Origin of the sequence: Paraburkholderia phenazinium (genome assembly GCF_900100735.1) — a bacterium.
Classification (GTDB): domain Bacteria; phylum Pseudomonadota; class Gammaproteobacteria; order Burkholderiales; family Burkholderiaceae; genus Paraburkholderia; species Paraburkholderia phenazinia.
In genome coordinates, this window is record NZ_FNCJ01000001.1 from 348,183 (window position 1) to 373,898 (window position 25,716).

At 62.1% G+C, this 25,716-nt stretch carries 24 protein-coding genes, 1 tRNA gene and 1 pseudogene; 13 read left to right on the forward strand and 13 right to left on the reverse strand.

The window, feature by feature from the left end; all coding sequences use genetic code 11:
* Positions 1 to 242: 242 nt before the first annotated feature.
* Positions 243 to 1,256 carry a D-2-hydroxyacid dehydrogenase family protein gene (locus tag BLQ92_RS01600; RefSeq protein WP_090680924.1) on the forward strand — a complete coding sequence of 338 codons (1,014 nt, stop codon included), beginning with the start codon at positions 243 to 245 and terminating at the stop codon, positions 1,254 to 1,256.
* Positions 1,257 to 1,320: 64 nt separating this feature from the next.
* On the opposite strand, the gene BLQ92_RS01605 is transcribed toward BLQ92_RS01600, so the two are convergent.
* Positions 1,321 to 2,187, reverse strand: a complete 867-nt coding sequence (locus BLQ92_RS01605; protein WP_090680927.1) for a patatin-like phospholipase family protein — start codon at positions 2,185 to 2,187, stop codon at positions 1,321 to 1,323.
* A 33-nt stretch (positions 2,188 to 2,220) separates the two neighbouring features.
* Positions 2,221 to 2,625 (reverse strand): PaaI family thioesterase, encoded by a 405-nt coding sequence (locus tag BLQ92_RS01610; protein WP_074263033.1) that lies wholly within the window; start codon positions 2,623 to 2,625, stop codon positions 2,221 to 2,223.
* Between the two features lie 200 nt (positions 2,626 to 2,825).
* Here BLQ92_RS01610 and BLQ92_RS01615 point away from each other — a divergent pair.
* A tRNA-Lys gene (locus BLQ92_RS01615) sits at positions 2,826 to 2,901 on the forward strand.
* A gap of 198 nt (positions 2,902 to 3,099) precedes the next feature.
* Here BLQ92_RS01615 and BLQ92_RS01620 read toward each other — a convergent pair.
* Positions 3,100 to 3,678 (reverse strand): annotated as a pseudogene (locus tag BLQ92_RS01620) (virulence factor); the annotation flags it as partial.
* Positions 3,679 to 3,812: 134 nt separating this feature from the next.
* Here BLQ92_RS01620 and BLQ92_RS01625 point away from each other — a divergent pair.
* The 4 genes from BLQ92_RS01625 to BLQ92_RS01640 all read left to right on the forward strand — a co-directional run bounded on the left by BLQ92_RS01625 (position 3,813) and on the right by BLQ92_RS01640 (position 6,639).
* Positions 3,813 to 4,094: a CppA family protein gene (locus BLQ92_RS01625; protein ID WP_090681855.1), complete on the forward strand. Its 282-nt coding sequence runs from the start codon at positions 3,813 to 3,815 to the stop codon at positions 4,092 to 4,094.
* 38 nt (positions 4,095 to 4,132) lie between these two features.
* Entirely contained in the window at positions 4,133 to 4,540 is a 408-nt protein-coding gene (locus BLQ92_RS01630; protein WP_090680930.1) for a DUF2471 domain-containing protein, read from the forward strand.
* A gap of 93 nt (positions 4,541 to 4,633) precedes the next feature.
* The gene (locus BLQ92_RS01635) at positions 4,634 to 5,293 is read left to right on the forward strand and encodes a PadR family transcriptional regulator (RefSeq protein ID WP_090680931.1); all 660 of its coding nucleotides are present in this window, start codon (positions 4,634 to 4,636) and stop codon (positions 5,291 to 5,293) included.
* Positions 5,290 to 6,639, forward strand: a complete 1,350-nt coding sequence (locus BLQ92_RS01640) for an FAD-dependent oxidoreductase (protein ID WP_090680934.1) — start codon at positions 5,290 to 5,292, stop codon at positions 6,637 to 6,639. The genes BLQ92_RS01635 and BLQ92_RS01640 overlap by 4 nt, the downstream gene beginning before the upstream one ends.
* Positions 6,640 to 6,645: 6 nt before the next feature.
* Here BLQ92_RS01640 and BLQ92_RS01645 read toward each other — a convergent pair whose 3' ends face one another.
* The 6 genes from BLQ92_RS01645 to BLQ92_RS40510 all read right to left on the reverse strand — a co-directional run bounded on the left by BLQ92_RS01645 (position 6,646) and on the right by BLQ92_RS40510 (position 11,612).
* A complete protein-coding gene (locus BLQ92_RS01645) occupies positions 6,646 to 7,428 on the reverse strand; it encodes an ABC transporter substrate-binding protein (protein WP_090681858.1) in 783 nt (260 codons plus the stop codon).
* A 76-nt stretch (positions 7,429 to 7,504) separates the two neighbouring features.
* On the reverse strand, positions 7,505 to 8,659 hold the full coding sequence (locus BLQ92_RS01650) for a pyridoxal phosphate-dependent aminotransferase (RefSeq protein WP_090680937.1): 1,155 nt from the start codon (positions 8,657 to 8,659) through the stop codon (positions 7,505 to 7,507).
* 385 nt (positions 8,660 to 9,044) lie between these two features.
* The gene (dbpA, locus tag BLQ92_RS01655; protein WP_090680940.1) at positions 9,045 to 10,445 is read right to left on the reverse strand and encodes an ATP-dependent RNA helicase DbpA; all 1,401 of its coding nucleotides are present in this window, start codon (positions 10,443 to 10,445) and stop codon (positions 9,045 to 9,047) included.
* A 33-nt stretch (positions 10,446 to 10,478) separates the two neighbouring features.
* Complete coding sequence (locus BLQ92_RS01660) at positions 10,479 to 10,679, reverse strand: hypothetical protein (protein WP_090680942.1); 201 nt, start codon at positions 10,677 to 10,679, stop codon at positions 10,479 to 10,481.
* 95 nt (positions 10,680 to 10,774) lie between these two features.
* A complete protein-coding gene (gene cadR, locus BLQ92_RS01665) occupies positions 10,775 to 11,206 on the reverse strand; it encodes a Cd(II)/Pb(II)-responsive transcriptional regulator (protein ID WP_090680945.1) in 432 nt (143 codons plus the stop codon).
* A gap of 49 nt (positions 11,207 to 11,255) precedes the next feature.
* Entirely contained in the window at positions 11,256 to 11,612 is a 357-nt protein-coding gene (locus BLQ92_RS40510; protein WP_244106021.1) for a hypothetical protein, read from the reverse strand.
* A 57-nt stretch (positions 11,613 to 11,669) separates the two neighbouring features.
* Between BLQ92_RS40510 and BLQ92_RS01670 the strand changes: the two genes are divergently transcribed.
* The 4 genes from BLQ92_RS01670 to BLQ92_RS01685 all read left to right on the forward strand — a co-directional run bounded on the left by BLQ92_RS01670 (position 11,670) and on the right by BLQ92_RS01685 (position 16,569).
* Complete coding sequence (locus tag BLQ92_RS01670; RefSeq protein WP_244106020.1) at positions 11,670 to 13,778, forward strand: heavy metal translocating P-type ATPase; 2,109 nt, start codon at positions 11,670 to 11,672, stop codon at positions 13,776 to 13,778.
* Positions 13,779 to 13,882: 104 nt separating this feature from the next.
* Positions 13,883 to 14,194 carry a double zinc ribbon domain-containing protein gene (locus BLQ92_RS01675; RefSeq protein ID WP_244106054.1) on the forward strand — a complete coding sequence of 104 codons (312 nt, stop codon included), beginning with the start codon at positions 13,883 to 13,885 and terminating at the stop codon, positions 14,192 to 14,194.
* A 396-nt stretch (positions 14,195 to 14,590) separates the two neighbouring features.
* On the forward strand, positions 14,591 to 16,111 hold the full coding sequence (gene adh / locus BLQ92_RS01680; protein ID WP_090680954.1) for an aldehyde dehydrogenase: 1,521 nt from the start codon (positions 14,591 to 14,593) through the stop codon (positions 16,109 to 16,111).
* 65 nt (positions 16,112 to 16,176) lie between these two features.
* Positions 16,177 to 16,569 (forward strand): DUF779 domain-containing protein, encoded by a 393-nt coding sequence (locus BLQ92_RS01685; protein ID WP_090680957.1) that lies wholly within the window; start codon positions 16,177 to 16,179, stop codon positions 16,567 to 16,569.
* A 6-nt stretch (positions 16,570 to 16,575) separates the two neighbouring features.
* Here the strand turns inward: BLQ92_RS01685 and eutC are convergent, their stop codons facing one another.
* The 3 genes from eutC to eat are packed head-to-tail and all read right to left on the reverse strand — an operon-like array spanning position 16,576 to position 20,209.
* Complete coding sequence (eutC, locus tag BLQ92_RS01690) at positions 16,576 to 17,370, reverse strand: ethanolamine ammonia-lyase subunit EutC (protein WP_090680960.1); 795 nt, start codon at positions 17,368 to 17,370, stop codon at positions 16,576 to 16,578.
* Positions 17,367 to 18,761: an ethanolamine ammonia-lyase subunit EutB gene (locus BLQ92_RS01695; protein WP_090680962.1), complete on the reverse strand. Its 1,395-nt coding sequence runs from the start codon at positions 18,759 to 18,761 to the stop codon at positions 17,367 to 17,369. Before BLQ92_RS01695 ends, eutC begins: the two co-directional genes overlap by 4 nt.
* Positions 18,762 to 18,805: 44 nt before the next feature.
* Positions 18,806 to 20,209: an ethanolamine permease gene (eat, locus tag BLQ92_RS01700; RefSeq protein ID WP_090680967.1), complete on the reverse strand. Its 1,404-nt coding sequence runs from the start codon at positions 20,207 to 20,209 to the stop codon at positions 18,806 to 18,808.
* A gap of 294 nt (positions 20,210 to 20,503) precedes the next feature.
* Between eat and BLQ92_RS01705 the strand changes: the two genes are divergently transcribed.
* Positions 20,504 to 21,358, forward strand: coding sequence for an AraC family transcriptional regulator (locus BLQ92_RS01705; protein WP_090680969.1), 855 nt, complete (start codon positions 20,504 to 20,506; stop codon positions 21,356 to 21,358).
* Positions 21,359 to 21,711: 353 nt separating this feature from the next.
* On the opposite strand, the gene BLQ92_RS01710 is transcribed toward BLQ92_RS01705, so the two are convergent.
* Positions 21,712 to 22,290, reverse strand: a complete 579-nt coding sequence (locus BLQ92_RS01710) for a hypothetical protein (protein ID WP_090680971.1) — start codon at positions 22,288 to 22,290, stop codon at positions 21,712 to 21,714.
* Between the two features lie 406 nt (positions 22,291 to 22,696).
* Here BLQ92_RS01710 and BLQ92_RS01715 point away from each other — a divergent pair, with 406 nt between their 5' ends.
* A complete protein-coding gene (locus tag BLQ92_RS01715) occupies positions 22,697 to 24,067 on the forward strand; it encodes a reverse transcriptase family protein (RefSeq protein WP_090680974.1) in 1,371 nt (456 codons plus the stop codon).
* Between the two features lie 192 nt (positions 24,068 to 24,259).
* Complete coding sequence (locus BLQ92_RS01720) at positions 24,260 to 25,714, forward strand: DUF3375 domain-containing protein (protein ID WP_090680976.1); 1,455 nt, start codon at positions 24,260 to 24,262, stop codon at positions 25,712 to 25,714.
* Positions 25,715 to 25,716: the final 2 nt, after the last annotated feature.

The window sequence follows — 25,716 nt, forward strand, 5'->3', positions numbered from 1 at the left end:
CTGTTGCGCGGCGTCGTCTGCAAGCAGCCCTCTGCAACCGTCTGTAAAGCGGCTTGCATCGACACGCAACAAACTGTTAAAAACGTTCTCAACTCTTGCCTTTGCGTGGGCATGCCGTCTATGCGGCACTTCCTACGATAAGGCATCCATCCAAACCAGCGTGTGACCTACATCACATGGTGGGACAGCAAGCTTAACACTCCGTTCCGCACCGTCATGGTGCGTCGCAAAACACCAAGACTATGAAGATTGCCATCCTCGACGATTACCAGGACGCCGTCCGCAAGCTCGACTGCTTTCAGTTGCTCGCCGACCACGACGTCAAAGTCTTCAACAACACCGTCCGTGGCCTCGGGCAACTCGCAAGCCGTTTGTCGGAAGTCGACGCGCTGGTGCTGATCCGCGAACGCACCCGCATCAACTCGCAACTGCTCGACAAACTCCCCCATCTACGCATGATCAGCCAGACCGGCAAGGTATCGAGCCATATCGATCTGGCCGCCTGTACCGAACGCGGCATCGCCGTGCTGGAAGGCAGCGGCTCGCCGATCGCGCCGGCCGAACTGACCTGGGCCCTTATCATGGCCGCGCAGCGGCGCATTCCACAATACGTAGCAAACCTTAAGCAAGGGGCCTGGCAGCAGTCCGGACTGAAGACATCCGCCCTGCCACCGAACTTCGGCCTGGGCCAGGTATTGCGTGGTCAGACCCTTGGTATCTGGGGCTACGGCAAGATCGGCCGCCTCGTCGCGGGGTATGCCAAGGCGTTCGGCATGGAGGTGCTGGTCTGGGGGCGTGGCGCTACCCTCGAAGCCGCGCGCGCCGATGGTTACGGAGTGGCTGAAAGCCGCGAGGAGCTGTTCGAACAGAGCGACGTGCTGTCCTTGCACCTGCGGCTGCACGACGACACGCGCGGCATCGTCAAACAGGAAGACCTGCTGCGGATGAAGCCGACCGCGCTGCTGGTGAACACGAGCCGGGCCGAACTGCTGGAAGAGAACGCACTGGTGAATGCGCTGGCGCGCAACCGGCCGGGGATGGTCGCCATCGACGTCTTCGAAAGCGAACCGATTCTGCAGGGCTATAGCCTGTTGCGCATGGAAAACGTGATTTGCACGCCGCACATCGGGTACGTGGAGCGTGAGAGCTACGAGCTGTATTTCACCGCGGCCTTCAAGAATATTCTGGCGTTCGACGGTGGGGATACGTCGAGCGTGGCGAATCCCGAGGCGTTGCAGGGCGGGCGGCGCCGGTAAGGGCTTATAGGCGGCCCCTAAGGCCGCCATGTACTCTTTGGCCGTTCCGTTCGTTCGTCTCGCCTCAGGCGTGAGGCGCCGCTTCGAGCAACTGCGGCATATGCTGCAGGAACTGCTCACCATCGGCGCGGCCGAGGTTGTAGGCGTGCTGCATCTGCGACGGACTCGTGTAATCCCAGCTCGAGATGGGCACCTTGCGCGACGGCTGCACATACAGCCGTTGCTGCGCGCCGTGCGGCACGACGAACATCTGCGGACGTGGATAGAGACGCGTGACCATCACGAGGACGTTGCCGGGCGTTTCATCGAGCGCGCCGACCGGCACGTTGTCGACCATCCCGCCGTCGAGCACCGGCCGGCCGTTGCGCCGCAAGACCGGCGTGAACGGCGGTGTAGAGGACGATTGCAGGATCAGGTCGGCAAGATCCTCGACGCTGGCGCAGTCCTGCGCGCGCACGAACTCGGGATGGAAGCCGATCGCCTGACCTAGCGTCGGATGCAGCGTCTTGCGCACATACTTTTCGATGTTGTATGCGATCAGCCCAGCCGCGACCGCGCTGCGTGCGCCAAGCCAGCGCGGCAAATGCGAGACGCCGATACGGATTTCCGGCGCCTGCGCGAGTGTCGCGAACTTCTCGCCATAGATATCGAGCAGCGCCTTGCGGTAGATCCGATAGTGCGGAAACACCGACTCCCCGCGCAGCAGGTTGCCCCAGTAGGCATTCCTGGTGTTATGGCGCAGCGCGTCTTCGTAATAGCGCATGACCCAGTCCGAATCGCGCGTGTAGAGCATGCACGCGGTGGCTGCGCCCGCCGAGATGCCGGTGATGACGCGCGGCCGGATCTTCAGTTCCGGCTGCACGAGATCCCAGAAGCCCGCTTGCCACCAGCAGCGATTGCCACCGCCCGCGAATACAACCTGATCGAACATTGATCCTTTCCCTTGGAATGCGACGCGCGGCGCTTACGAGAGCAGTGCGTAGGTAGTGGTGGCGTGGACCGCCATCTTGCCGTCCTCGTCGAACAATTCGACTTCGCCGAATACCAGGTTGCGGCCCATCCGCAGCACGCGCGCCGTGATCAGTACGTCGCCCTTGCGCACCGCGCGCATGAAGCTGATGTTCAGCGACACGGTGGTCATGGGCTTGAAACCGTCGAGGGCCGCGGAGATGGCGACGATCATTGCCGTGTCGGCCGCCGCCATAAAGACCTGGCCGCAGATCACGCCGCCCGAGTGGCGCAGTTCACCGGAAAACGGCAGCCGCATCGTGGCGCTCTCCTCGTCGACCTTCACCGGGGTCAGCGCAAGCGTGCGCACCCACGGCGCCAGCACGCGGTCGAGCAGCTCTGCTATCGCTTTGTCATCCATCATTCGTCCCCGTTAAGCAGCGTGAGGCTTCTCACGGCATGGTGTGGCGACATGATACCGGGACGGTAGAAATTGCGTGATTTAGCAGCCCCGTGAGCTGCCGGCAGGGGCGCGATGTCGGGGCGGCAGATTTTTTTAAGAAATCTGCGAAAGGGGGCTTGGCAAGTGAAAAAAACTTCTGCATAATTCGCAGTCTGTTGGGGGCGTTAGCTCAGTTGGTAGAGCAGCGGACTCTTAATCCGTAGGTCGAGTGTTCGAGTCACTCACGCCCCACCAAAGAATCAAACGAAAAGCCCGGTCCTTGTGACTGGGCTTTTTGCTTTGTGCGTGCCGTGCAGACTAGGCGTGGAGATCGTCGACGCGGGCACCGTGCTCGGTGATCTTCGCGCTATTTCTATCCGCTCAGTTGTGCCCCGAGGACGCGGCTTTTGCACCGCTGGCTTCATCATGGCGACGTTTGGCCGACTGCCGGACTCAGTACGAATAGCCCTGCATGCCGTAGTTCGTGTCGTAGCGCCGCCCCCACCATGGCAGGTAAGCATTGTTCTCACCGCGCGCGCGGAACCAGTCCTTGTCCGGATCGATCGGGGTGAGCTTCGACGGTGGCAGGATCACGACAGCGGTCGGATGATTCGCATCAGTGGTCCCCGCGACTAGGGCATTACCGCCGAAATGATTGATCCGGCCGATCGCGAGCGCAATGTCCGTGAGGGACGTGCCAGCGCCCATGTCGCCGAGCAGTGCAGGTGTGTTGAAAGCCTGTTTCCCGTAGTCGAATTCTGGCAGCGTTTCGGTTAGCGTCTGCGAAAGCGCTCCGAGGCGCGCTGACGCCGCTTCGCCGCCCTTGCCCGCATCGTGCACGACGAACTGAATGCTCGCGGGATCGACACTCGCGTTGCGGGCGGCCTCGGCGATCGTGGCTTTCCACGCCTGGACGGCCCGCGTGGCGCCGGCTTTCGCCTCATAGTCACTTACATTGCCCGTCGCCGCGCGGCCGATCCATGCGAGCAGCTCACGTTCGGTTTTTAGATCCGGGCCGGCGAGGAACAGCACGCCCCCCACGCCCGTGACCATTATTCGTTGGCCTGGTTGCCCGCCCCTCCCCACTTTCACCCGCCCCCTTGCATCTCCCCAAAATACTGTATAAATTCACAGTATGTATGTTCATACAGGTAGGGGGTCGGGCCATGAACCAGCTTATCCGCATCTTGAACGACGACGACCGCGAGACGCTTGCCTGGTTGTGCAAGCATGCCGGGGACGCGCGCGTGGCTGCTGCTGCGCGACATCTGGGAGGCAACGGCAAGCCGTACCTCTCCGCGGTATGCCGCTATCTAGGCGTGCGCCCACCCATGCCGCGCCAGCACATCAGGCCCATTGAGGACTGCACCGTGGGAGATAGCCATCTCGCCAAGATCCGTCAGTTGCTCGCGCAGCGAAGCCAGGCCCCATCGAAACACCACCTTTAAAGCAATGCGTCGCCCCGATCTCCAAGGAAGATAAGACCATGATCAACGCCACGGCCTTCGATGCGGATGTCCGCGACATCGATCCCATTGCCCTCGAACGCGCGCTCCGTGCCGCGTCGCTCGACCTCCAGCAGGTCATTGTCACCGTCGCCAAGCGCCACTTGGATAGCGGCCGTCGCGCTTATCCAATCGGGGGACGAGCGCCAACCTGGCGCACGCTACAAACCATCGACGAACAGGTGTTCGAGAACGCCGGCTTCCGGGCGAGGCATAAAGAGCACGTCCGGGAAATGTTTGTCCGGTTTGGCGACAGTCGTCTGTCCGCCGGAGCAGATCTTGACGAGCCGGTTGATTGGCGACGTGACGACGACGATCTGCCGGTGGTGTATCTCACCATACGCGCGCTGCTCCAGGCCGGCTCGAGCGACGCCGGCGGATCGGACTAACGGATCGAAGCGAATCGGATCGGAAACGCCCGCTTGCCAGTCGCGGGTACATAGTTATATTATGACTAGATACATCCGCACTAGTCATATCCTATGGTCCGTCACTCGCCCCTCGCCCTTGCCGTCCTCGCGATGCTCACCGAAGCGCCAATGCATCCCTACCGGATGCAGCAGCTCATCAAGGCACGCGGCAAGGACGAGGTGATCAACGTCGGCCAGCGCAACAGCCTGTACCAGACCATCGATCGTCTGCTGCGCGGCGACCTGATCGCGATCCGCGAAACCGAGCGCGATGGCACGTTCCCGGAGCGCACGGTCTACGAAATTACCGAAGCCGGCCGCGACACCGCCCGGCTTTGGCTCCGCGAACAGCTCGCACAACCGGCGCGCGAATTCCCGGCGTTCCCGGCCGCGCTCTCGTTCCTGCCGCTGCTATCGCCCGACGATGTGCGCCGCCAGCTCGAGACGCGCATCAGTGCGCTCGACCGCGAACTGGCCCGCCACGACGCCGCCACCGAGGAAGCCACCGCGATCCAGGTTCCGCGCCTGTTCCTGCTCGAAGGCGAACTGGTGCGCGCGCAGCTCGTGGTGGAACGCGACTGGGTAAGCAGCGTCGTCGCCGACCTGAAGGCCGGCACGCTGACGTGGAGCCCGGAGTGGCTCGACGAGATTGCCAAACGCTTCATCCTCCCCTCCGATGCTTCCGCCTACAAGCCGGCCAAGCCGACCGCCAAGAAGGAGCCCCAAGCATGAGCCGCGAACCTTTGAACGTCATCATCATCGGCGCCGGTACCGGCGGCCTGTGTCTCGCGCACGGTTTGAAACAGGCGGGCATCAACGTGGCGGTCTACGAGCGCGACCGCACCCGCGTCGACGGTTTGCAGGGCTACCGCGTCGGCATCAACGATCAGGGTGTCGCTGCGCTGAAGACCTGTCTGCCGCCCGAGCTGTTCGCCACCTTCCTCGCCACCTGCGCACGCACGCCGGGCCACTTCAATATCCTGACGGAGCGTATGACCGAGTTGCTGTGCGTGCCCATCGACGACGAAGCGCTGAGCGGCGGCAAATCGGTGAGCCGGATGACCCTGCGGCAGGTCTTGCTCACGGGTCTCGAGGACCACGTCCATTTCGACAAGACCTTCACCTCGTACGAGCAGCACGCCGATGGCAGCGTCACCGCGCATTTCGCCGACGGCACTCATGCCACCGCCGATCTGCTGGTCGGCGCGGATGGCGCACGCTCGAAGGTGCGTCGTCAGCTGTTGCCGGAGGCGAAGCTCGAAAACACCGGCATCGTCAGCATCGCGGCCAAGGTGCCGATGACCGAAGCATCGCGCGCGCTGCTGCCGCCCAAAGTGCTGGACGGCATTACGCTGATCAACGCGCCGAAGGGCTTCGGCGGGATCATTCATGTGATGGAATTTCCGTGGGGTGCGGAAGGCCTGAAAGAAGGCATCGGCAGCAGCGATGCTGACCTGCTCGCGCGCTGGCCCGGTCTACTCTTCGACAACAGCCGCGACTATCTGATGTGGGCGGTCTGGGGCGCGTTGCGCAATCTGCCGGCGGATCCGAAATCGCTCGGACAACCGGCATTGCTGGCCCTCGCCACCGAAATCACCGACGGCTGGCATCCCAATCTGCGTGCGCTGATTCGCGCGTCCGATCCGGGCACGACCTTTAGCGTCGACGTCCGCACGTCGGTGCCAGTCGAGGAATGGCCGACCACCAATGTGACCGTCCTCGGCGATGCCGTGCATTTGATGACGCCGGGTCGCGGCGTCGGCGCCAATACGGCCTTGCGCGATGCGGCGCTGCTGGCTGCGCGCTTAGGCGACGCTCAGAAAGGCCTGTTGTCGGGGCATGATGCCGTGGCAGGATACGAGGCCGAGATGCGCCGCTACGGCTTCGAGGCGGTGGCGGAATCGCGCAAGCAGTTCGACGATACCGGTGCGTTGCATCGTCCGGTGGTCGGACGCATGGCGCTCGGCGCGATGCGCACCGGCCTGCGCGTGGTGAACAACGTGCCCTTGCTCAAGCGCCGCCTGATCAACGCGGAAAATGCGTTTCGCAGCGCCGATCAGGTCGCGCAAAGCGACTGACACGCACTACTTCGGCGTGACGTCGATATTGCCCAAGTACTTCTGCGCCAATGTCTTCACCGTACCATCGGCCTGCACTTTGACGATCGCCGCATTGAGCTGGTCACGCAGCGCGGTGTCGCCCTTGCGCAGTCCGAACGCAATGCCACTGCCAAGGATCTTGTCGTCGCGCACCGGCTGACCGGCAAAGGAGAAGTCCTTGCCATCGGGCCGCGACAGGAAACCCGATTGTCCGGACGGCGCCAGCACGAGCGTCGCGTCGAGGCGGCCTGCACCGAGGTCCGCGTAGATCTGGTTCTGGTCCTGATACGACACCACGTTCACGCCCGCGCTTTCCCAGTGCACCTTCGCGTACGTTTCCTGAATCGAACCCTGCAGCACACCCACGCGCTTGCCTTTCAGCGATTCGGGCGTCGGTTCGAGGCCACTGCCGTTCTTCGCAATCAACTGCGTCGGCACGCGGTAGATCACGTTGGTGAAATCGATCGCCTGTCTGCGCTTCTCGGTGGCGTTCATCGCCGAATTGATCGCGTCGAACTTGCGGCCCTGAAGCGCGGGGATCAAACCGTCGAACGAGGTTTCGACCCACTTGCAGCTCAGGTGCGCCGCCGTGCAGACCGCATTGCCAATATCGACATCAAGGCCTTGCAAGTCACCGTTCGGCCCTTTCGATTCGAACGGCGGATATTGCGCTTCGAGACCGAAACGCAGCGTGCCGGTGTCGGCAGCCAATGCAGATACGGACACCAGCGCGCATGCCAACGCCAACAGGGGTTTGAGCAGTTTCATCATGGATTCTTCACCTTGAATTCGACGTCATATCAACTCTGCCGGCCGTGATGCCGGCGACGGCCAGCGGCGCTCGTCAGATCGCGCAGAGGCGTCGCGCCCCTTCGATCAGCGTGGCATCGTCCTTGGAAAAACTCAGCCGGATCAGGCCCGAATCCGTGCCGTCGGTGTAGAACGCCGACAGGGGAATCGTCGCCACGCGGGCATCGCGAATCAGGCGCAAGACGAAATCGCTATCGCGTTCGTCGGAGAAGCCGCGAAAACGCGCGAGCATGAAGAAACTGCCTTCGCTCGGCAACAATTCGAAGCGCGATTCGCGCAACGCATGCGTCAGCAAATCGCGCTTGCGCTGATAGAACGCCGACAGCCCGAGATAGGTTTGCGGATTCGCCAGCGCTTCGACGAACGCGTACTGCATCGGCGTATCGGCGGAAAACACCATGAACTGATGGACCTTGCGGATCTCGTCCATCAACTCGGCGGGCGCGAGGCAATAGCCGACGCGCCACCCGGTCACGTGATATGACTTGCCGAATGACGACACGATCACGCTGCGTTCCGCCAGTTCCGCGTGGCGCGCCATGCTCTGGTGCCGCGCGCCGTCGAACACGACGTGCTCGTAGACCTCGTCGGCCAGCACCACGATATCGGTGTTGCGCGTCACCGCTTTCAGGCGTTCGATATCGGCGTCGTTGAACACGGTCGCCGTCGGGTTGTGCGGTGTGTTGATGATGATCATGCGGGTCTTCGGCGTGATCGCCGCAGCGACCTCGTCCCAGTTCACCCGGAAATCCGCGAGCGACAGTTTGATCGGAACCGGCGTTGCGCCTTGCAGGCGCACGATCGGCGCGTAGCTGTCGAAGGACGGCTCGAAGTAGATCACCTCGTCGCCCGGATGCACGAGCGCGCTGATCGTCGAATAGAGCCCCTCGCTGGCGCTGGCGATCACCGTCACTTCGGTGGCGGGGTCATAGCGCACGCCGTACAAAGTCTCAACCTTGTCGGCGAGCGCTTGGCGCAGCGCGGCGATGCCGGCCATCGGCGCGTACTGGTTATGTCCGGCGCGCATGGCGGCGGCGACGCCTTCCACCAGTTGCGGGTCCGGCGCGAAATTCGGCGCGCCTTGTGACAGGTTCAATGCTTCGTGTTGGGCGGCCAACTGGCCGATCACGGTAAAGATTGTCGTGCCTACATCAGGCAATTTTGAGCGGGCGTGCAAGGCGCTCTGCATGGGGGCTTTCTCCATCTGACGGCAAGGCAGCGGAGCGCGTTATCCCATGCGCCCCAGCCGGTTTGACGATTAGGCATCAGCCGGTGCGCGGTCACAATCGATTGTTTGTCATGCGCGGCATGCGTTTACGTCATGGCAACCGAAACACCGCGCGGGCGGCGACTCGGGCAAGACACGCAAAAGGGTCTGGTGGAAGGCCGGGGGTGCTCGGGAGTGGTCGTGTGTGGCAAACCGAGCAATCAGGGGCCGCATAGGCGCGCGATGCCGCGGATCGTGGCCCGGTGCGGCCGTGGTGCGGTGCGTGCGGTGCGCGTACCCACTGCTGCAGGAAACGGACAGGTAACCCGTGCGGCTGCGCCCGGACGAGCGCAGCCGTTTGCGACGCTTACTCGTCCATCAAGCGGACTTTGACCTTCTTGCCCTTCACCTTGCCAGCGCTGAGCTTGCGCAGTGCGTCGCGGGCGACGCTACGCTCGACGGCAACATACGTCGAGAATTCGGTCACGTTGATCTTGCCGATCTGCGAGCCGGCGAAACCCGCTTCGCCGGTGAGCGCGCCCAGCACGTCGCCGGGGCGGATCTTTTCCTTGCGGCCACCGAGAATCTGCAGCGTTTCCATCGGCGGCAGCAGGCGCTCGTTGCTGGTCGAAGTCAGTTCGGACAGCGGATGCCATTCGACCTCACGCCCCTGCGCCTGTTCGAGACCGCCAACGCGGCCCATCTCGTTCATGCTCGCGAGACTCAGCGCCCAACCTTCCTGATCGGCACGGCCAGTGCGGCCGATCCGGTGCACGTGCACCTCAGGATCCGGCGTCACGTCGACGTTAATCACCGCTTCGAGTTGCGCGATGTCCAGACCGCGCGCCGCGACATCGGTCGCCACCAGCACTGAACAACTACGGTTCGCGAACTGGATCAGCACCTGATCGCGCTCGCGCTGATCGAGTTCACCGTGCAGCGCGAGCGCATGAAAACCTTGCGCGCGCAGCACGTCGAGCAGATCGCGGCATTGCTGCTTGGTATTGCAGAACGCCAGCGTGCTCACCGGACGATAGTGATTCAGTAGCAGGCCGACCGCATGCAGCCGGCCGTCTTCCGTCACTTCGTAGAAGCGTTGGCGGATCTTGCTGTTGTCGTGCCGTTCTTCGAGCTTCACTTCCTTCGGGCTACGGAGGAACTGCTGGCTCAGCTTGACGATGCCATCCGGATACGTCGCGGAAAACAGCAGCGTCTGACGCTCTTTCGGACATTGACGGACCACAGTGGCGATATCGTCGAAGAAGCCCATATCGAGCATGCGGTCGGCTTCGTCGAGCACCAGCGTGTTCAGCGTGCCCAGCGCGAGACTGCCGCGCTCGAGGTGATCCATGATGCGGCCAGGCGTGCCAACCACGATATGTGCACCTTGCTCGAGGCTGGTGGTCTGCGGACGCATCGGGGTGCCGCCGCAAAGCGTCAGCACCTTGACGTTCTGTTCGGCGCGCGCGAGGCGGCGAATTTCCTGGGTGACCTGGTCGGCCAGTTCGCGCGTCGGGCACAGCACCATTGCCTGCACGTCGAAGTTGCGTGCGTCGAGGCGCGCCAGCAGCGCGAGCGAAAACGCCGCGGTCTTGCCGCTGCCGGTTTTCGCCTGGGCGATCAGATCGTGGCCGGCCAGCGCGATCGGCAGGCTGGCGGCCTGGATCGGCGTCATGTCGACGTAGCCGAGCTGCGTCAGGTTGGCGAGCACGGCAGGCGCCAACGGCAACTGGCTGAACGGCGCGCCAGCTTGAGTGGGACTATTCATAGGGATGGCTCGCTATCGGCTGAAGGCTAGGGACTATTCGGCCATCGGGCCAAGGGACGGACGGCCGTCGATCTGCTCGTAGACCACCGAGCCATCGTCCGCGTCGAAGCGCTCGACGTAATTGCGCGCGCCGCACATCGGGCAGCGGAACAGGAGCCCTTGGCCCTCGTTCTTGATGACGACGTCCGCTTGCTCCCACTGCGCTTCGCAGGACTGGTTTCTACACTTGAACACGTTGATTCTCCAACTTCGATTCGTTGATTGATTCGGCCCTGCCGCTGGCATCGCGCGTGCAGCAGGGCGACAGGTTCGACCGGGTCAAGGCCCGCTCAACCCAGATGGGTATGCCGGGAACGGGGGGCGCTCACTTCCATGTCGGTGAGCCCGTGGACGATGCCGCAATCCTCGACCGACTGTTCGATCTGGCATTGCTCGCGCAACGCCGTCAATTGCGCCTTGAGCTGCTTGAGCTCGTCGATCCGCGTATCGACGTGCGCAATATGCTCGTCGATCAGCGCGTTGATCGCGCCGCAGCCATCGGCCGGGGCGTCGGTCAGGCGCAGCAGGGCGCGGATCTCGTCGTGAGTCATGTCGAGCGCGCGGCAGTTGCGGATGAAACGCAGGCGTTCGACGTGCCGCGCCGTATAGCTGCGGTAATTCGCTTCGGTGCGGTCCGCTTCGGGCAACAGGCCCTCTTTTTCGTAGAAACGGATGGTTTCGGTGGTGCAGTGGGCAATCTTCGCGAGTTCGCCGATTTTCATGGAGCCTCCGGATTGCGGCCTTGACCTTGTAGTGGCTTCAAGGTGTTTACTAGACCACAAATCTAGCCAGGAAGCCACCATGCCTAACGACAGCCACGCCGAAACACACCGTCACGAACCCGGTGAATCGTGCGCTCACGCCCACCCGGAGCGGGTTCTGAAGGATACGGACGACCATCAACACGGTCATGCCGGCCATCGGCCGCACGCTCATGCGCACGCGGAACACCATGACCATGCGCACGCTGGCGGGAGCTGCGGGCACGATCATGCTGCCGATGTTGCGGTTGTCGAAGAGGATGGGCACGCGCATTCGCACGAGCACGGCCACAAACACGACCACGCGCACGCGCACGCCAGCGGCCATAGCCACGACGCCCACGGCCACGAACACGCCCACAGCCACGCCGACTCCTGCTGCTCCGCCGCCCCCGCCGTACTGGCGAAGCTCTCCGGACCGGAAATGATCGGCGACAACGTACGCACCTCCATCCGCATCATGCAGATGGACTGCCCGACCGAAGAGGCGCTGATCCGCAAGAAGCTCGGCCGCATGCCCTACGTGCGCAGCCTCGACTTCAACCTGATGCAGCGCGTGCTCACCGTCGTGCATGCACCGGACGCGCTCGGTTCGATCCTGGCAAGCCTGCGCTCGCTCGATTTCGACCCGCAACTGGCCGACCCCGCCGCCCCGCTGGAAAACGTCGCCGCGGCGCCGCCCAAGCCCTGGTGGCCGCTGGCGCTCGCCGGCGCGGCAGCCGTGGGCTCGGAAGCAGCTAGCTGGCTCGGCGCACCCACGTGGCTCGCAGCGGCGCTGGCAATCGTCGCGGTGCTCTCCTGCGGCCTGACCACCTACAAGAAAGGCTGGCTCGCGATCCGCAACGGCAACCTCAACATCAATGCACTGATGAGCATCGCCGTCACCGGCGCGTTCGTCCTGCGCCAATGGCCGGAAGCGGCGATGGTGATGGTGCTGTTCACGATTGCCGAACTGATCGAAGCCAAGTCGCTCGATCGCGCCCGCAATGCCATCAAGGGCCTGATGCAACTGACGCCCGAAGAAGCCACGGTCAAGCAGCCCGACGGCAGCTGGCGCGCCGTGGATATCAAATCGGTCACGCCGGGCAGCATCGTGCGCGTGAAACCGGGTGAGCGCATCGGGCTGGACGGCGAGATCGTCACGGGCCGCTCGAGCGTGAACCAGGCGCCGATCACCGGCGAAAGCCTGCCGGTCGACAAGACCGAGGGCGACGCCGTGTTCGCCGGCACCATCAACCAGGCCGGTTCGTTCGACTACCGCGTGACCGCCGCCGCCAGCAACACCACGCTCGCGCGCATCATCCACGCCGTCGAAGAAGCCCAAGGCTCCAAGGCACCGACGCAGCGCTTCGTCGACCAGTTCGCCCGCGTCTACACACCGATCGTCTTCGCGGTGGCGTTGGCTGTGGCAGTGGTCCCGCCGCTGCTGTTCGGCGGCGTATGGCATGACTGGGTCTACAAGGCGCTGGTGATGCTGGTGATCGCCTGCCCGTGCGCACTGGTGATTTCGACGCCGGTGACGATCGTCAGCGGCCTCGCTGCCGCCGCCCGCCAAGGCATCCTGATCAAGGGTGGTACGTATCTCGAGCAGGGTCGCAAGCTGAAGTGGCTCGCACTCGACAAGACCGGCACGATCACCCACGGCAAGCCGGTGCAGACCGACTTCGAACTGCGCGCGGATCTGGACCTCGCGCGCTGCCGCAGCCTCGCGGCAAGCCTGGCTGGCCGCTCGGACCATCCGGTGTCGCAAGCCATTGCGAGCGCGGCGAAAGCCGATGGCATCGCGACGTTGAAGGTCGATGGCTTCGAAGCGATTCTGGGACGCGGCGTAAGCGGCACGATCGACGGCGTCTCGTATCTGCTCGGCAATCACCGCCTCGTGCACGAACTCGACCGCTGTTCGGCGGCTCTCGAAGCGCGGCTCGACACGCTCGAACGCCAGGGCAAGACCGTCGTGATGCTGATGGATGACAAGCGCGTGCTGGCCCTCTTCGCGGTCGCCGACACGGTGAAGGAGAGCAGCCGCGCAGCAATTGCCGACCTGCACAAGCTGGGCGTGCAGACTGCCATGCTGACCGGCGACAACCCGCATACGGCCGAAGCGATCGCCCAGCAGGTCGGCATCGATCAGGCGCGCGGCGATCAGTTGCCGGAGGACAAGCTCAAGGCAGTGGAAGGGCTCGCGGCAAATGGCGCCACGGTCGGGATGGTCGGCGACGGCATCAACGATGCCCCGGCGCTCGCTCGTGCCGACATCGGCTTCGCGATGGGCGCAATGGGCACCGACACCGCCATCGAAACGGCGGACGTCGCCCTGATGGACGACGATCTGCGCAAGATTCCGCTGTTCATTCGGCTCTCGCAGGCGACGCACTCGGTCCTGGTGCAGAACATTGCGCTGGCGCTTGGCGTGAAGGCGGTGTTTCTGACGCTCACGCTGATGGGCTACGGCACGATGTGGATGGCCGTCTTCGCCGATGCAGGCGCCAGCCTGCTGGTGGTGGGCAATGGCTTGAGACTGCTGCGCAAGTGAGCGCACCGTAGCGGATCGAGTGGCGCGTCGGGTCGATTACAGGTCTGTAGCGAACGGCTCAGCCAGGCTGGGCAAAGGAAATTGCCATGGGATTCTGGGGAAAAATGCTGGGTGGCCATCATGGTGGCGGTCATCATGGAAGCGGACGAAGCAACCACGGCGGCAGCAGCAGCCACCATGCTTCAAGCAACGGCTTGAATAGCTTGCCGCCGTACCGAAGCGGCCAACCGCTGCCGGCGAGCGCCAGTACAGCAGCCTGTCCGAAGTGTCGTGCGTTCGGCGCACCCGGCGACCACTTCTGTCAGCAGTGCGGTACCGCGCTGGTTCCGTTGGCGTGCGGTACGTGCCGGTCCGAGGTCCCCATCGGCGCCCGGTTCTGCCAGCAGTGCGGAACGCCAGTGACGGCACTGGGTTAGCAAGCCACTCGACGATCCTCCACGGTATAAAGAACGGGCAGCCTCGCGCTGCCCGTTTCCATTTCCGGCCTCTGCTTCAGCCCGATCTTCAGTAAGCCGCTCAGAGCCCCGAGCCCGCTAAGCGAACCTCATTCACAACTTGTTCGTTACGTAGTTCGCCCCGGCCCGCCCGCCATTTGCTCAATTATTGAACAGCCTGCGCACACGCTGTTCAGAATCGGTACGTTCCGCGCTGAACACCTTGAACAGTTTCTGCACAGAGATGTTCCGACCGTGCCCATTGGACCCGTCCGGCTCACCAATCCCCCGCATTGGCACGCTTCTGGCGTATGCGACGGGCGGCAAGCGGAACACCGCGCCGGGTACCGACCATTCGAACATGTGAGGAGCACACAGATGAATCACGCAGAGATGCAGTTTCTGACCACCGAATTCCCGTACAAAAAGCAGTATGCGAACTTTATCGGCGGTGAATGGGTGAAGCCGGTTGGCGGCGAGTATTTCGACAACATCTCGCCCATCACAGGTGAACCGTTCACATCGATCCCGCGTTCGCGCGAGGCCGATATCGAACTCGCGCTGGACGCCGCACATCGCGCCAAGGTCGCATGGGGCAAAACCTCGACGACGGAGCGCGCCAACATCCTCAACCGCATCGCCGACCGGATGGAAGCGAACCTGCAGCGTATCGCCGTCGCGGAGACGATCGACAACGGCAAGCCGCTGCGCGAAACCATGGCCGCGGACATCCCGCTTGCAATCGATCACTTCCGTTATTTCGCAGGCTGCGTGCGGGCCCAGGAAGGTTCGATCTCGCAGATCGACGAAGACACCGTCGCTTATCACTTCCACGAACCGCTCGGCGTCGTGGGGCAGATCATTCCGTGGAACTTCCCGATCCTGATGGCGGTGTGGAAGCTCGCTCCGGCACTCGCGGCAGGCAATTGCGTGGTGCTGAAGCCGGCGGAGCAAACGCCCGCTTCAATCCTCGTGCTGCTCGAACTGATTCAGGATCTGCTGCCGCCCGGCGTGGTCAACGTCGTGAACGGCTTCGGCCTTGAAGCGGGCAAGCCGCTCGCCTCGAACAAACGTATTGCGAAAATCGCCTTTACCGGCGAAACGACGACGGGCCGCCTGATCATGCAGTACGCGAGCCAGAACATCATTCCGGTGACGTTGGAACTGGGCGGCAAGAGCCCGAACATTTTCTTCGCTGATGTGATGGATCATGACGACAGCTACTTCGACAAGGCGCTCGAAGGCTTCGCGATGTTCGCGCTGAATCAGGGTGAAGTGTGTACCTGCCCATCGCGCGTGCTGATCGACGAGAAGATTTACGACCGCTTCATGGAACGTGCGCTCAAGCGCGTCGGCGCGATCACGCAAGGCCATCCGCTCGACAGCAAGACGATGATCGGCGCGCAGGCCTCGCAGGAACAGCTCGAAAAAATCCTCTCGTATATCGATCTCGGCAAGCAGGAAGGCGCGCAATGCCTGATCGGCGGCGAGCGCAACGGGCTCGACGGTGAGCTGAGCAAGGGCTACTACATCAAACCTACGGTGTTCCGCGGCCACAACAAGATGCGCATTTTCCAGGAGGAAATCTTCGGGCCGGTGGTGTCGGTCACGACCTTCAAGAACGAAGACGAAGCGCTGGAAATCGCCAATGACACGCTGTACGGTCTCGGCGCCGGCGTGTGGACGCGCGACGGTTCGCGCGCCTATCGCATGGGACGCGGCATTCAGGCGGGTCGCGTGTGGACCAATTGCTATCACGCGTATCCGGCGCATGCGGCGTTCGGCGGCTACAAGCAATCGGGCATCGGCCGTGAGAATCACAAGATGATGCTCGATCACTATCAGCAGACCAAGAACCTGCTCGTCAGCTACAGCCAGAAGCCGCTCGGCTTCTTCTAAACCAGGCACTCCTTGTGTGCGGGCCGTGCGGTGCGGCCCGCTCTCTCTTTCAGCGAGGAGTCGTAATGGCAGGCAAGGAAGTGGAACGCGTGATCGTGACGCCTGCAGCGGCGGAGTTGATCGGAAAGCTACAGGCAGAACATGGGCCGGTGCTGTTTCATCAGTCGGGAGGGTGCTGCGACGGCAGCGCGCCGATGTGTTTTCCGGCCGGAGAGTTTATGGTCGGCTCGTCCGATGTGAAACTCGGCACGATTGCGGGCGTGCCGTTTTATATGAGCGAATCGCAATTCGAGTACTGGCAGCACACGCAATTGATCATCGATGTAGTGCCGGGCAATGGTGGGATGTTTTCGTTGGAGCGACCCACAGGGCTGAGATTTCTGACCCGCTCGCGGCTCTTTGAAGACGATGAAAACGCGTGGCTCGAAACGCATCCGGTTGAACGGGCGGATGCGTAAGCACGGCTATTTCGGCGGCGCGGTGACGGCTGGCGTTTCCGGCGCCGCTGCAAGCAACGCATCGCTATCGTCTTTCAGCCCCACCCCAGTCAGACCCAGACGGCGCGCATGCGTGAGCAGATAGTGCAACTTGTGCGCCGCTCCCGCGTAACTCAGCCCCTCGGGTCTCACGTTCGAGATGCAATTGCGCTGCGCATCGCTGCAGCCCACTTTAGGCGCATACGTCAGATAGATGCCGAGACTATCCGGCGAGCTCAACCCCGGACGCTCGCCGATCAGCATCACCACCAGTTTCGTGCGCAGCAACTCGCCGATCTCGTCGCCAAGCGCCACGCGTCCTTGCCGCGCGACCACGACCGGGCCGACTTTCCAATCCGTGAGTTTCGCGCACACCGCCTGCAAGAGCGGGATTGACTGCTTCGAGGCGGCAAACGCCGATAATCCGTCTGCGATCACGAACAGCACGTCAGGCGGCTCGATGGCTGCCTGCTCTAGCTCGAGTGCGTCGCGGCTATCGTCGGCCAAACGCCGGCCCAGATCCGGACGCCGCAAATAATGCTCGCGGTCCGGCGCCGCACTATGCACATCGAGCGTCGTGAAGCCAATGGCGCGTAACTGCTCGTGCAGCGTCTCGACATCCAGCGGCTGATGCACCGCATCCCGAGCTTGCGCATGCGACAGATTGAAGGCAAGCAGCGGCGCGGTCGGCAGACTGTTGCCCGCGCGGCCCAAGGCAATACGCGCATTGGTGAACTGACGCAATGCGCTCCATGGATTCTTCTCGAGGAAATCCTTGCTCATACAATGCCCATCCACTCACGCGCGCCTTCCAGCAATGGTTGCTGTGTCACGCCGTTGAGCAAGACGCCACGCGTATCGGCGATCTGCATCGACTCCAGCCATTCTTCGAATTCGGGTGCGCGTCTGAGTCCCAATACATCTCGCACATATAGCGCGTCGTGAAATGAGGTGCTCTGATAGTTCAGCATCACGTCGTCCGCACCCGGCACGCCCATGATGAAGTTGATGCCCGCGACGCCGAGCAGCGTCAACAGGTTGTCCATATCGTCCTGATCGGCTTCCGCGTGATTCGTATAGCAGATGTCGCAACCCATCGGCACGCCGAGCAGCTTGCCGCAGAAGTGATCTTCGAGACCGGCACGCGTGATCTGCTTGCCGTCGTAGAGATACTCTGGGCCGATAAAACCGACCACTGTATTGACAAGAAATGGATTGAACTTGCGGGCCACCGCATAGGCGCGCACTTCGCAGGTTTGCTGGTCGACGCCATGATGCGCGTTCGCCGAGAGCGCGCTGCCCTGCCCGGTTTCGAAATACATCACGTTGTTGCCGACGGTGCCGCGATTCAACGACAACGCGGCCTCATAAGCTTCCCGCAGCAGCGCGAGCGAAATGCCGAAACCCGCGTTCGCTTTCTCCGTGCCGGCAATCGACTGGAACACCAGGTCGACCGGCGCGCCCTTCTCGATTGCGGCGATCGTGTTGGTCACGTGAGTCAGCACGCACGATTGCGTCGGCACCTGATAGCGCTGCCGGAACTCGTCGATCATCAGCAATAGCGTGGTGATTGCAGCGAGGCTGTCGGTGGCGGGGTTGATGCCAATCATCGCGTCGCCGCAGCCGTACATCAGACCGTCGAGCATCGAGGCGGCAATGCCTTTGACGTCGTCCGTGGGATGATTCGGTTGCAGCCGCACCGACATATGACCCGGCAGGCCCACCGTGTTGCGAAAACGTGTGATCACCGGACGCTTGCGGGCCGCGGCAATCAGGTCCTGATTACGCATCAGCTTCGAAACTGCCGCGACCATCTCCGGCGTCAGTCCTGCGGCAATACGCGTGAGCGCCGCGGCATCGGTCTCGCTGCTGAGCAGCCAGTTACGAAAATCGCCCACCGTCAGATGGGCGATTTCGGCGAAGGCCTCAGGCGAATGCTCGTCGATCACGAGGCGTGTGACTTCGTCGCTCTCGTACGGAATCAACGCCTCGTTGAGGAAGGTGCGCAGCGGCACCTGCGCGAGCGCCATCTTGGCCGCAACGCGCTCTTCCTCGCTGGCCGCCGCGACGCCCGCGAGCTGGTCGCCCGAGCGCAGCGGGCTCGCCTTCGCCATCAGCGTTTTCAGATCGGCAAACCGGTAGCTGCGGCTGCCGATGATCTCTGTAAAGCTCATTCTCTACCACTCCGTCGCCGCTGCTTGCGCAGCGGCTTGATGCTTCATTCTTCGAGCAACGCGTCCGCTGGAGCGACTTCGCGCTGGTGACGCGTCAACAGGAAGTACACATACCCCAGCACCAGAAAGATCGCGAAGATAAACGCCACCAGAAGGTTGAAGTAGACCATCGCCGCCAGCGAAATCACTGCGGCCACCAACGCGAACGCCGGAAAGAACGGGAACAGCGGCGCGCGGAACGGCCGCTCCATATCAGGCTCCGAGCGGCGCAGCTTGAACAGCGCCAACATGCTGATGATGTACATCACGATAGCCCCAAACACGGACATCGTCACGATGTTCGCCGTCAACGTCTGGCCGGCGAACTGGATCAGCTCGTCGCTGTAGATCGCGGCGATGCCGATTACGCCACCCGCGAGAATCGCGCGATGCGGCGTCTTGAAGCGCGGATGCACCTTGGAGAGCCACTCGGGCAGATAGCCGGCCCGCGCCAGCGCGAAGATCTGCCGCGAATAACCAAGGATGATGCCGTGGAACGACGCAATGAGACCGAACAGGCCGAGCCACACAAGCATATGCATCCAGCCGCTGTGCTCGCCGACAATGTATTTCATCGCTTGCGGCAGCGGGTCGTTGATATTCGACAGCTTGGTCCAGTCGCCTGCGGCGCCCGCGAACACCATCACACCGATTGCCAGCGCAACGAGGGTCAGGATGCCGGTCACGTAGGCAATCGGAATCGAGCGCTTCGGGTTTTTCGCTTCTTCAGCGGCCATCGCCACGCCTTCGATAGCGAGGAAGAACCAGATGGCAAACGGAATCGCCGCAAACATGCCGTGAAACGAGCCCATGGTGAAGGTATCCGCACCCGCCCAGCCGCCCTTCGTGAAGTTGGCCCACTGGAAGCCTGGCGACACGACGCCCATAAACACTAGCAGTTCAAAAATCGCGAGGACAGTGACAAACAATTCGAAGGCCGCCGCAATCTGCACGCCGACGATATTCAGCGCCATAAAGACCAGATACGCGCCCATGGCGGCGTGCTTCGGTTCGAGCCCGGGGAACTGGACATGCAAATAAGCACCGATGGCAAGCGCAATAGCCGGCGGCGCGAACACGAATTCAACCAGGGTCGCAGCGCCTGCTATATAGCCGCCCGTCGGGCCGAAGGCGCGGCGCGCATACGCAAACGGGCCGCCCGCTTGCGGAATCGAGGTGGTGAGTTCCGTGAAGCTAAAAATGAAGGTGGTGTACATCGCGGCGATGAACAGCGCCGTGAACACGAAACCAAGCGTGCCCGCGCTCGCCCAGCCGTAGCTCCAGCCGAAGTACTCGCCGGAAATGACGAGCCCGACTGCAATCCCCCACAACTGCCATGTGCCGAGCGTCTGCTTCAACTCGTGATGCGTGACCTTCCCGACGTGCTGGCTTTTCGACTCTGATTTCATTGAAAGCTCCCAGGATTGGCCGCTTGTTGTGCTGAGCGCCGCAAGGTGCGGCGCGTGAGCGGTCAGGCTTGAGCCGATAGTAGTGAGCCATTAATCGAGGCGTTATCGAAAATCGGCAAAGAGGATTAAGCGGAGAGATGTTGCGGTTTTGTACCGACGGAGAGGATTTTGTTGCAGTGCGGCAGCGATTCGGTCGAATTATCCTTGAGCGGCGGTAGCAAACTCCGCAGGATTTGGTAAAGCTGGACGTGCTACTTTGCTTCCTGCACAACGCCTGCTCTCTTCGCCACCACCATGAACGACCTTAGTCACCGGGCACGCTACGAAGCGCGTTTGAACCGCGTGCTCGACCATATTCACGATCACCTTGACGAGCCGCTCGATATCGACCGGCTCGCGGAGATTGCTTGCCTGTCGCCGTATCACTGGCACCGCATTTATCAGGCGATGCATGGCGAAACGGTGGCCGCGACCGTGCGCAGGTTGCGCTTGCATCGCGCGGCGGGATATCTCGCGAACGGTTCGATGCCGCTTGCGCAGATTGCCGAACGCTCGGGGTATAGCAGCTTGCAGTCGTTTTCGAGGACGTTTCGGGCGATGTTCGGCATGCCGCCAGCGCAATATCGCAAGCGGGGCACACATAGCCGGTTTCGGCCGGCGCGATCAGGAGACCATGAAATGGTGATGCGTGAGGTAGTGATTCGGGATGTGCCGGCCATGCAGGTAGTGACCGTCGATCATGTCGGTTCGTATATGCAGATCGGCAAGGCCTTCGATGCGCTGATGGGATGGCTTGCTGCGCGAGACCTGCTTTGTCCTGAGATGCGGATGGTCGGAATTTACTACGACGATCCGGGGGCCGTGGCTGAAGCGGCACTGCGATCGAAGGCCGGTGTGGTACTGCCGCGTGCGGTTGAGGTGGCTGCGCCGGTTTCGGTGACGCCCTTGCGCGGTGGACGGTACGCGGTATTGCGGCACACGGGGCCGTATGCGGATATGGCTGCGGCGTATCAATGGCTGTATGGGGAATGGCTGGTGCAGTCGGGACATGAGGCGGCGGATGCGCCTGCTTTTGAGGAGTATCTAAACAACCCTAAAGATACGGCGCCGTCCGATCTGGTGACGGAGATTTGTTTGCCGTTGGTCTGAGCCTGACGCTTTGGGCGTGGTCGAGCATGCTCTTGCTACGCTTTTGCGCGGAGTGAATGCAGCAAACGCGCGCCTTGTCTTTGTCTTTCACTGTATACATATATATACGTAGTAATAGTTAACAAGGGCGGGGGCTTTCTGTGGATAACTCCAATCTTCGTTGGTAGATCAAGGCTCTACGGATTCCATAACCCTTAGGGCGGATCGTGAACAGCCCACCTGAGCCAGGGACAACTTTTGAGGCGCGGCAACGCCGCGGCGGGTTATCAAAGTTCCGCCCACAGGAAGTTAGGGGGCTTATCCTTGGGTTGTCCAGAGGAGGGTGTGGATAACTCGCGGGTACAGGTTCGTCATCACGTCGTGGTCTTGCGCGCTCTGGACTCCCGGATTCGTGTTCTGCCTAGCATCGACTTTCCGGGTTGGGGTTGCCGGGGAAACAGCGACCACCCGACCGCACAAAGTAGCAAACCGCCAAGAACCGCGAACAGTCCGAAGCCGAGGTCACGCTTCCAGTCACCCGCGTCGACGGCTTCGCTTCTGCGCGCCAGCGACGGATGTGCAGCCGACACGCGCAAGGTGGCGATGGCTTGTGCGTCGCAAAGGCGCCGCATGATGCCTGACGCTTCGCTGGCCCCGAGGGAGTCCGCTGCCGAGCGAGTGTATGTGGGAGCGTCAGCGGGCGTCCAGGTGTCTTCGTAGTGCTGCGTGAATCCCGGTCCGTAACTGAATGCGGCTGTGAGCTCCCATCGTGCGCCCGATTTGTCGTAGCGCATATGGGCGTCGCATTGGTCCAGATGGGCTGCTACAACAGGCCAATTTCGCGCCTGCAGGAGCATGGCAGCGTCAATGAAGCCTGAACATCCTGTGGCCACAAACATCAGCCCGAACAGAAAGAGAATCGCGGAGCGCAGGCAAGCGAAGACGAATTTCATGGATCTCGATTTCGTAACGGATCAGGTTTAGCGAACGCACGAGACACGTCCGCACGTGGCCTCGCGACAGCTCGGCCATTCTAATGGCGATCGTTATTTGCGCTTCATGTTCCGTTCCGGGCAGCGCTGCTGTATGCGTGAAGCATGACGCCAATCCGCATTTTTCTCGAAAGTGCTCAAAGGACTCGAGCGTTGACAGAGGTCTGGCCCTCGACTATTGTCATCTCGCGGGACGGCGGGTCAAGCTTGCCAAGGACCGGGCAGTCAACGTTCCAGGCACTACGGGGCTACCCCGTGGATCAGCATGATCTCCGCAGTTCGTCGCATGAGCCCGCTTTGCGTGCTACGCAAGACCGCTCACGCAGCACTAGACGCGTTGACTCGCCGGCCCGCCTCATTTCACGCTATGCGCCTATCTCCTCTGCAGCGGATCACCTACGCCATCGCCGACGCCATGCTCGCAGGGCCGGCCGAGCCCGACTCGATGGTTGAGCGCATGAGCGATTCGTTAGGTGTCCCGTCGGATTGGATGCTGGGCTTGGCGCGCAGAGTGGCCAAGCGCTTCGGGGCACGCTGGGATAGCGTCGACAGTAAAGAAGTGGCGCTGGTGGTGGCAAAGACGGCGGGGTTTGTTGCGGCCTGGCGTAGCGAGGCGCGACCTTTCGTCGTGCGTGTGCTGCGGCGTCCACCGGTGCAACAACTGCCTCCGCCGCGGTTGAGGGAGATTGCGCTGCCGAAGTTGGCGACGCTCGGCGATCTGGCTGCGTGGCTGGAAGTCGAGGTTGCTGAACTCGATTGGTTTGCGGATCGGTGGCGCGTGCTGCCGCAAGGTGCGGATACGCCGCTTCATCACTATACGTATAAGGCGATCGAGAAACGCGATGGCCGGTGCCGGTTGATCGAGATTCCGAAGTCGCGCTTGCGGAGTTTGCAGCGGAAGATTCTGCATGGTCTGCTGGATCGGGTTCCGCCACATGATTGCGTGCATGGGTTTCGCAAGGGTCGCAATACCGTGACTTATGCGGCGCCGCATGCTGGGAAGGCCGTGGTGGTTCGCTTTGATCTGGCGGATTTCTTTGCGTCTGTTCATGCTCCGCGTGTTCATGCGGTGATGCGGACGTTGGGGTATCCGCTGGAGGTCGCGCGGATGCTGACTGCGCTTTGTACTAATCGGGTTCCGAGTGCCCGTTTGCTTGCTGCAGATGTGCGGGGCAAGTTTGACTGGCTGGAGCGGCAGCGGTATCGGACCCGGCATCTGCCGCAAGGTGCACCGACGTCGCCGGCGCTCGCCAATCTGTGTGCCTATCGGCTTGATTTGCGGCTTGAGGGTCTGGCTCGGGCGGTTGGGGCGACCTATACGCGGTATGCGGATGATCTGGCGTTTTCAGGGGATGAAGATCTGGCGCGGGTGGTTGAGAGGCTTAAGGTTCGCGTGGCGGCGATTGCGCTCGAGGAGGGATTCTCGATTCAGTTGCGCAAGACTCGGGTGATGCGGCGCGGGGTTAGGCAGCACTTGGCTGGGGTGGTGGTTAATCAGCATCCTAATCTCGCGCGGAGCGAGTTCGATGCGCTTAAGGCGATTTTGATGAATTGTGTCCGGCATGGCGCCGCTTCGCAGAATCGCGAGGGGCATGCGGATTTTCGTGCTCATCTGCAGGGGCGGGTGGCGCAGGCGGTTATGTTGAATGCCGCGCGGGGGGCGAAGTTGAAGGGGATTTTTGAGCGGATTGGGTGGGAGGACATCGCGAACGATAGCAGGTTAGACAGCGAGGCATGAGGCTACGTCCGACTTGACGCTGACGGCCCGCACAACCGGGTCGCCTTCCCTATCAAGCGTTGCGAGTGCGTTAGAGATCCGGCACTTAAGGCAAGCTGCCCGAAGCGCTGCGTGATCTATCATGTCTATTGCAAACCACACCCCACTGGCACCTTCGGTTTCAAATCGCCTCCGTTGCCGGACTTTTCCGCCATGAATTTCGACTACTCCACACTCGACCAATTGCGTCAGAACCACCCCGCATGGCGCTTGCTACGCTCGGATCACGCGCCGCTGGTGGCAAGCTTCCTGCAACGGACATTTACTGCACCCAATGTGCGCGTGATGCCGCAAGCGGATCTGGCCGAATTGCTGGAGGACGAACTGTTTGCTCTGCGCGAACAGCTCGGCCCGTCGGCCTTCCCGAAGCGCGCGACGGACTATCTAAACGACTGGGCCGCCAACGACAAGGGTTGGCTGCGCAAGTTCTACCGTCAGGATTCCGATGAGCCCCATTTCGATTTGACGCCAGCCACCGAAAAGGCGATTGCCTGGCTCGGCACGCTCACCGAACGCAGCTTCATCGGTACAGAGTCCCGTTTGCTCACGCTGTTTACCTTGCTCAAGCAAATGAGCGAAGGTAGCGAGAGCGATCCGCAGGCGCGCCTCGTCGATCTGTACAAGCGTCGCGAGGAAGTCGACGCCGAGATCGCCCGCGCGTTGGACGGTGACGTCGCATTGCTCGACGATACCGCGCTAAAAGACCGCTTCCAGCAATTCACCACGCTCGCACGCGAACTGCTGACCGACTTTCGGGAGGTCGAGCACAATTTCCGCGGACTCGATCGACGCGTACGCGAGCGCATCGCGCTTTGGGACGGCGCTAAGGGAGAGTTGCTGGAAGAGATCATGGGCGAACGCGACGCGATTGCCGACTCTGACCAAGGTCGCAGCTTCCGGGCGTTCTGGGACTTTCTCATGTCCACTAGCCGTCAAGAAGAATTAACGGCGCTGCTCGAGCGAGTGCTAGCCTTGCCTCCCGTTGCCGAACTCAAGCCCGATGCCCGCACGCGCCGGGTGCATTACGACTGGCTCGAAGCCGGCGAGCACACCCAGCGCACGGTGGCCTATCTGTCGCAGCAATTGCGGCGCTTTCTCGACGATCAGGCATGGCTAGAGAATCGTCGCATCATGGACATTTTGCGCGGCATAGAAGCAAAGGCGCTGGCGGTGCGCGATTCACCCCCCACCGGCGAGGTAATGACCATCGCCGATACCACCGCCGATATCGAATTGCCAATGGAACGCCCGCTTTACGCGCCGGCACTCAAGCCTCGAATCACGTCGATGGTCCTGGAATCCGGCGATGCCGACATCGACGCCACCGCGCTTTACACGCAAGTGGTCGTCGACAAGGCGAGGTTAATCTGGCACGTGCGACACGTCCTGCAAGATCGTTCTCAGGTCACGCTGCGCGAACTGTGCGAGAGCCAGCCGCTGCATCAGGGCCTCGCCGAGTTAGTGGCCTACTTGCAGCTTGCTGGCGACACCTTCAGTACGGTGGTGGATGAAAAGGTTAGCGAAACAATCGTCTGGCGCAGCAGAGCGGCGGATGGAGAAGAACATACGAAGCGGGCCACCCTGCCACGTGTCATTTTCGTGAGGTAGTT

Coding starts and splice junctions, on each gene's coding strand:
- BLQ92_RS01600 (WP_090680924.1), top strand. CDS start 243: ATGAAGATTGCCATCCTCGACGATTACCAGGACGCCGTCCGCAAGCTC.
- BLQ92_RS01605 (WP_090680927.1), bottom strand. CDS start 2,187: ATGTTCGATCAGGTTGTATTCGCGGGCGGTGGCAATCGCTGCTGGTGG.
- BLQ92_RS01610 (WP_074263033.1), bottom strand. CDS start 2,625: ATGGATGACAAAGCGATAGCAGAGCTGCTCGACCGCGTGCTGGCGCCG.
- BLQ92_RS01625 (WP_090681855.1), top strand. CDS start 3,813: ATGAACCAGCTTATCCGCATCTTGAACGACGACGACCGCGAGACGCTT.
- BLQ92_RS01630 (WP_090680930.1), top strand. CDS start 4,133: ATGATCAACGCCACGGCCTTCGATGCGGATGTCCGCGACATCGATCCC.
- BLQ92_RS01635 (WP_090680931.1), top strand. CDS start 4,634: ATGGTCCGTCACTCGCCCCTCGCCCTTGCCGTCCTCGCGATGCTCACC.
- BLQ92_RS01640 (WP_090680934.1), top strand. CDS start 5,290: ATGAGCCGCGAACCTTTGAACGTCATCATCATCGGCGCCGGTACCGGC.
- BLQ92_RS01645 (WP_090681858.1), bottom strand. CDS start 7,428: ATGAAACTGCTCAAACCCCTGTTGGCGTTGGCATGCGCGCTGGTGTCC.
- BLQ92_RS01650 (WP_090680937.1), bottom strand. CDS start 8,659: ATGCAGAGCGCCTTGCACGCCCGCTCAAAATTGCCTGATGTAGGCACG.
- dbpA (WP_090680940.1), bottom strand. CDS start 10,445: ATGAATAGTCCCACTCAAGCTGGCGCGCCGTTCAGCCAGTTGCCGTTG.
- cadR (WP_090680945.1), bottom strand. CDS start 11,206: ATGAAAATCGGCGAACTCGCGAAGATTGCCCACTGCACCACCGAAACC.
- BLQ92_RS01670 (WP_244106020.1), top strand. CDS start 11,670: ATGATCGGCGACAACGTACGCACCTCCATCCGCATCATGCAGATGGAC.
- BLQ92_RS01675 (WP_244106054.1), top strand. CDS start 13,883: ATGCTGGGTGGCCATCATGGTGGCGGTCATCATGGAAGCGGACGAAGC.
- adh (WP_090680954.1), top strand. CDS start 14,591: ATGAATCACGCAGAGATGCAGTTTCTGACCACCGAATTCCCGTACAAA.
- BLQ92_RS01685 (WP_090680957.1), top strand. CDS start 16,177: ATGGCAGGCAAGGAAGTGGAACGCGTGATCGTGACGCCTGCAGCGGCG.
- eutC (WP_090680960.1), bottom strand. CDS start 17,370: ATGAGCAAGGATTTCCTCGAGAAGAATCCATGGAGCGCATTGCGTCAG.
- BLQ92_RS01695 (WP_090680962.1), bottom strand. CDS start 18,761: ATGAGCTTTACAGAGATCATCGGCAGCCGCAGCTACCGGTTTGCCGAT.
- eat (WP_090680967.1), bottom strand. CDS start 20,209: ATGAAATCAGAGTCGAAAAGCCAGCACGTCGGGAAGGTCACGCATCAC.
- BLQ92_RS01705 (WP_090680969.1), top strand. CDS start 20,504: ATGAACGACCTTAGTCACCGGGCACGCTACGAAGCGCGTTTGAACCGC.
- BLQ92_RS01710 (WP_090680971.1), bottom strand. CDS start 22,290: ATGAAATTCGTCTTCGCTTGCCTGCGCTCCGCGATTCTCTTTCTGTTC.
- BLQ92_RS01715 (WP_090680974.1), top strand. CDS start 22,697: ATGCGCCTATCTCCTCTGCAGCGGATCACCTACGCCATCGCCGACGCC.
- BLQ92_RS01720 (WP_090680976.1), top strand. CDS start 24,260: ATGAATTTCGACTACTCCACACTCGACCAATTGCGTCAGAACCACCCC.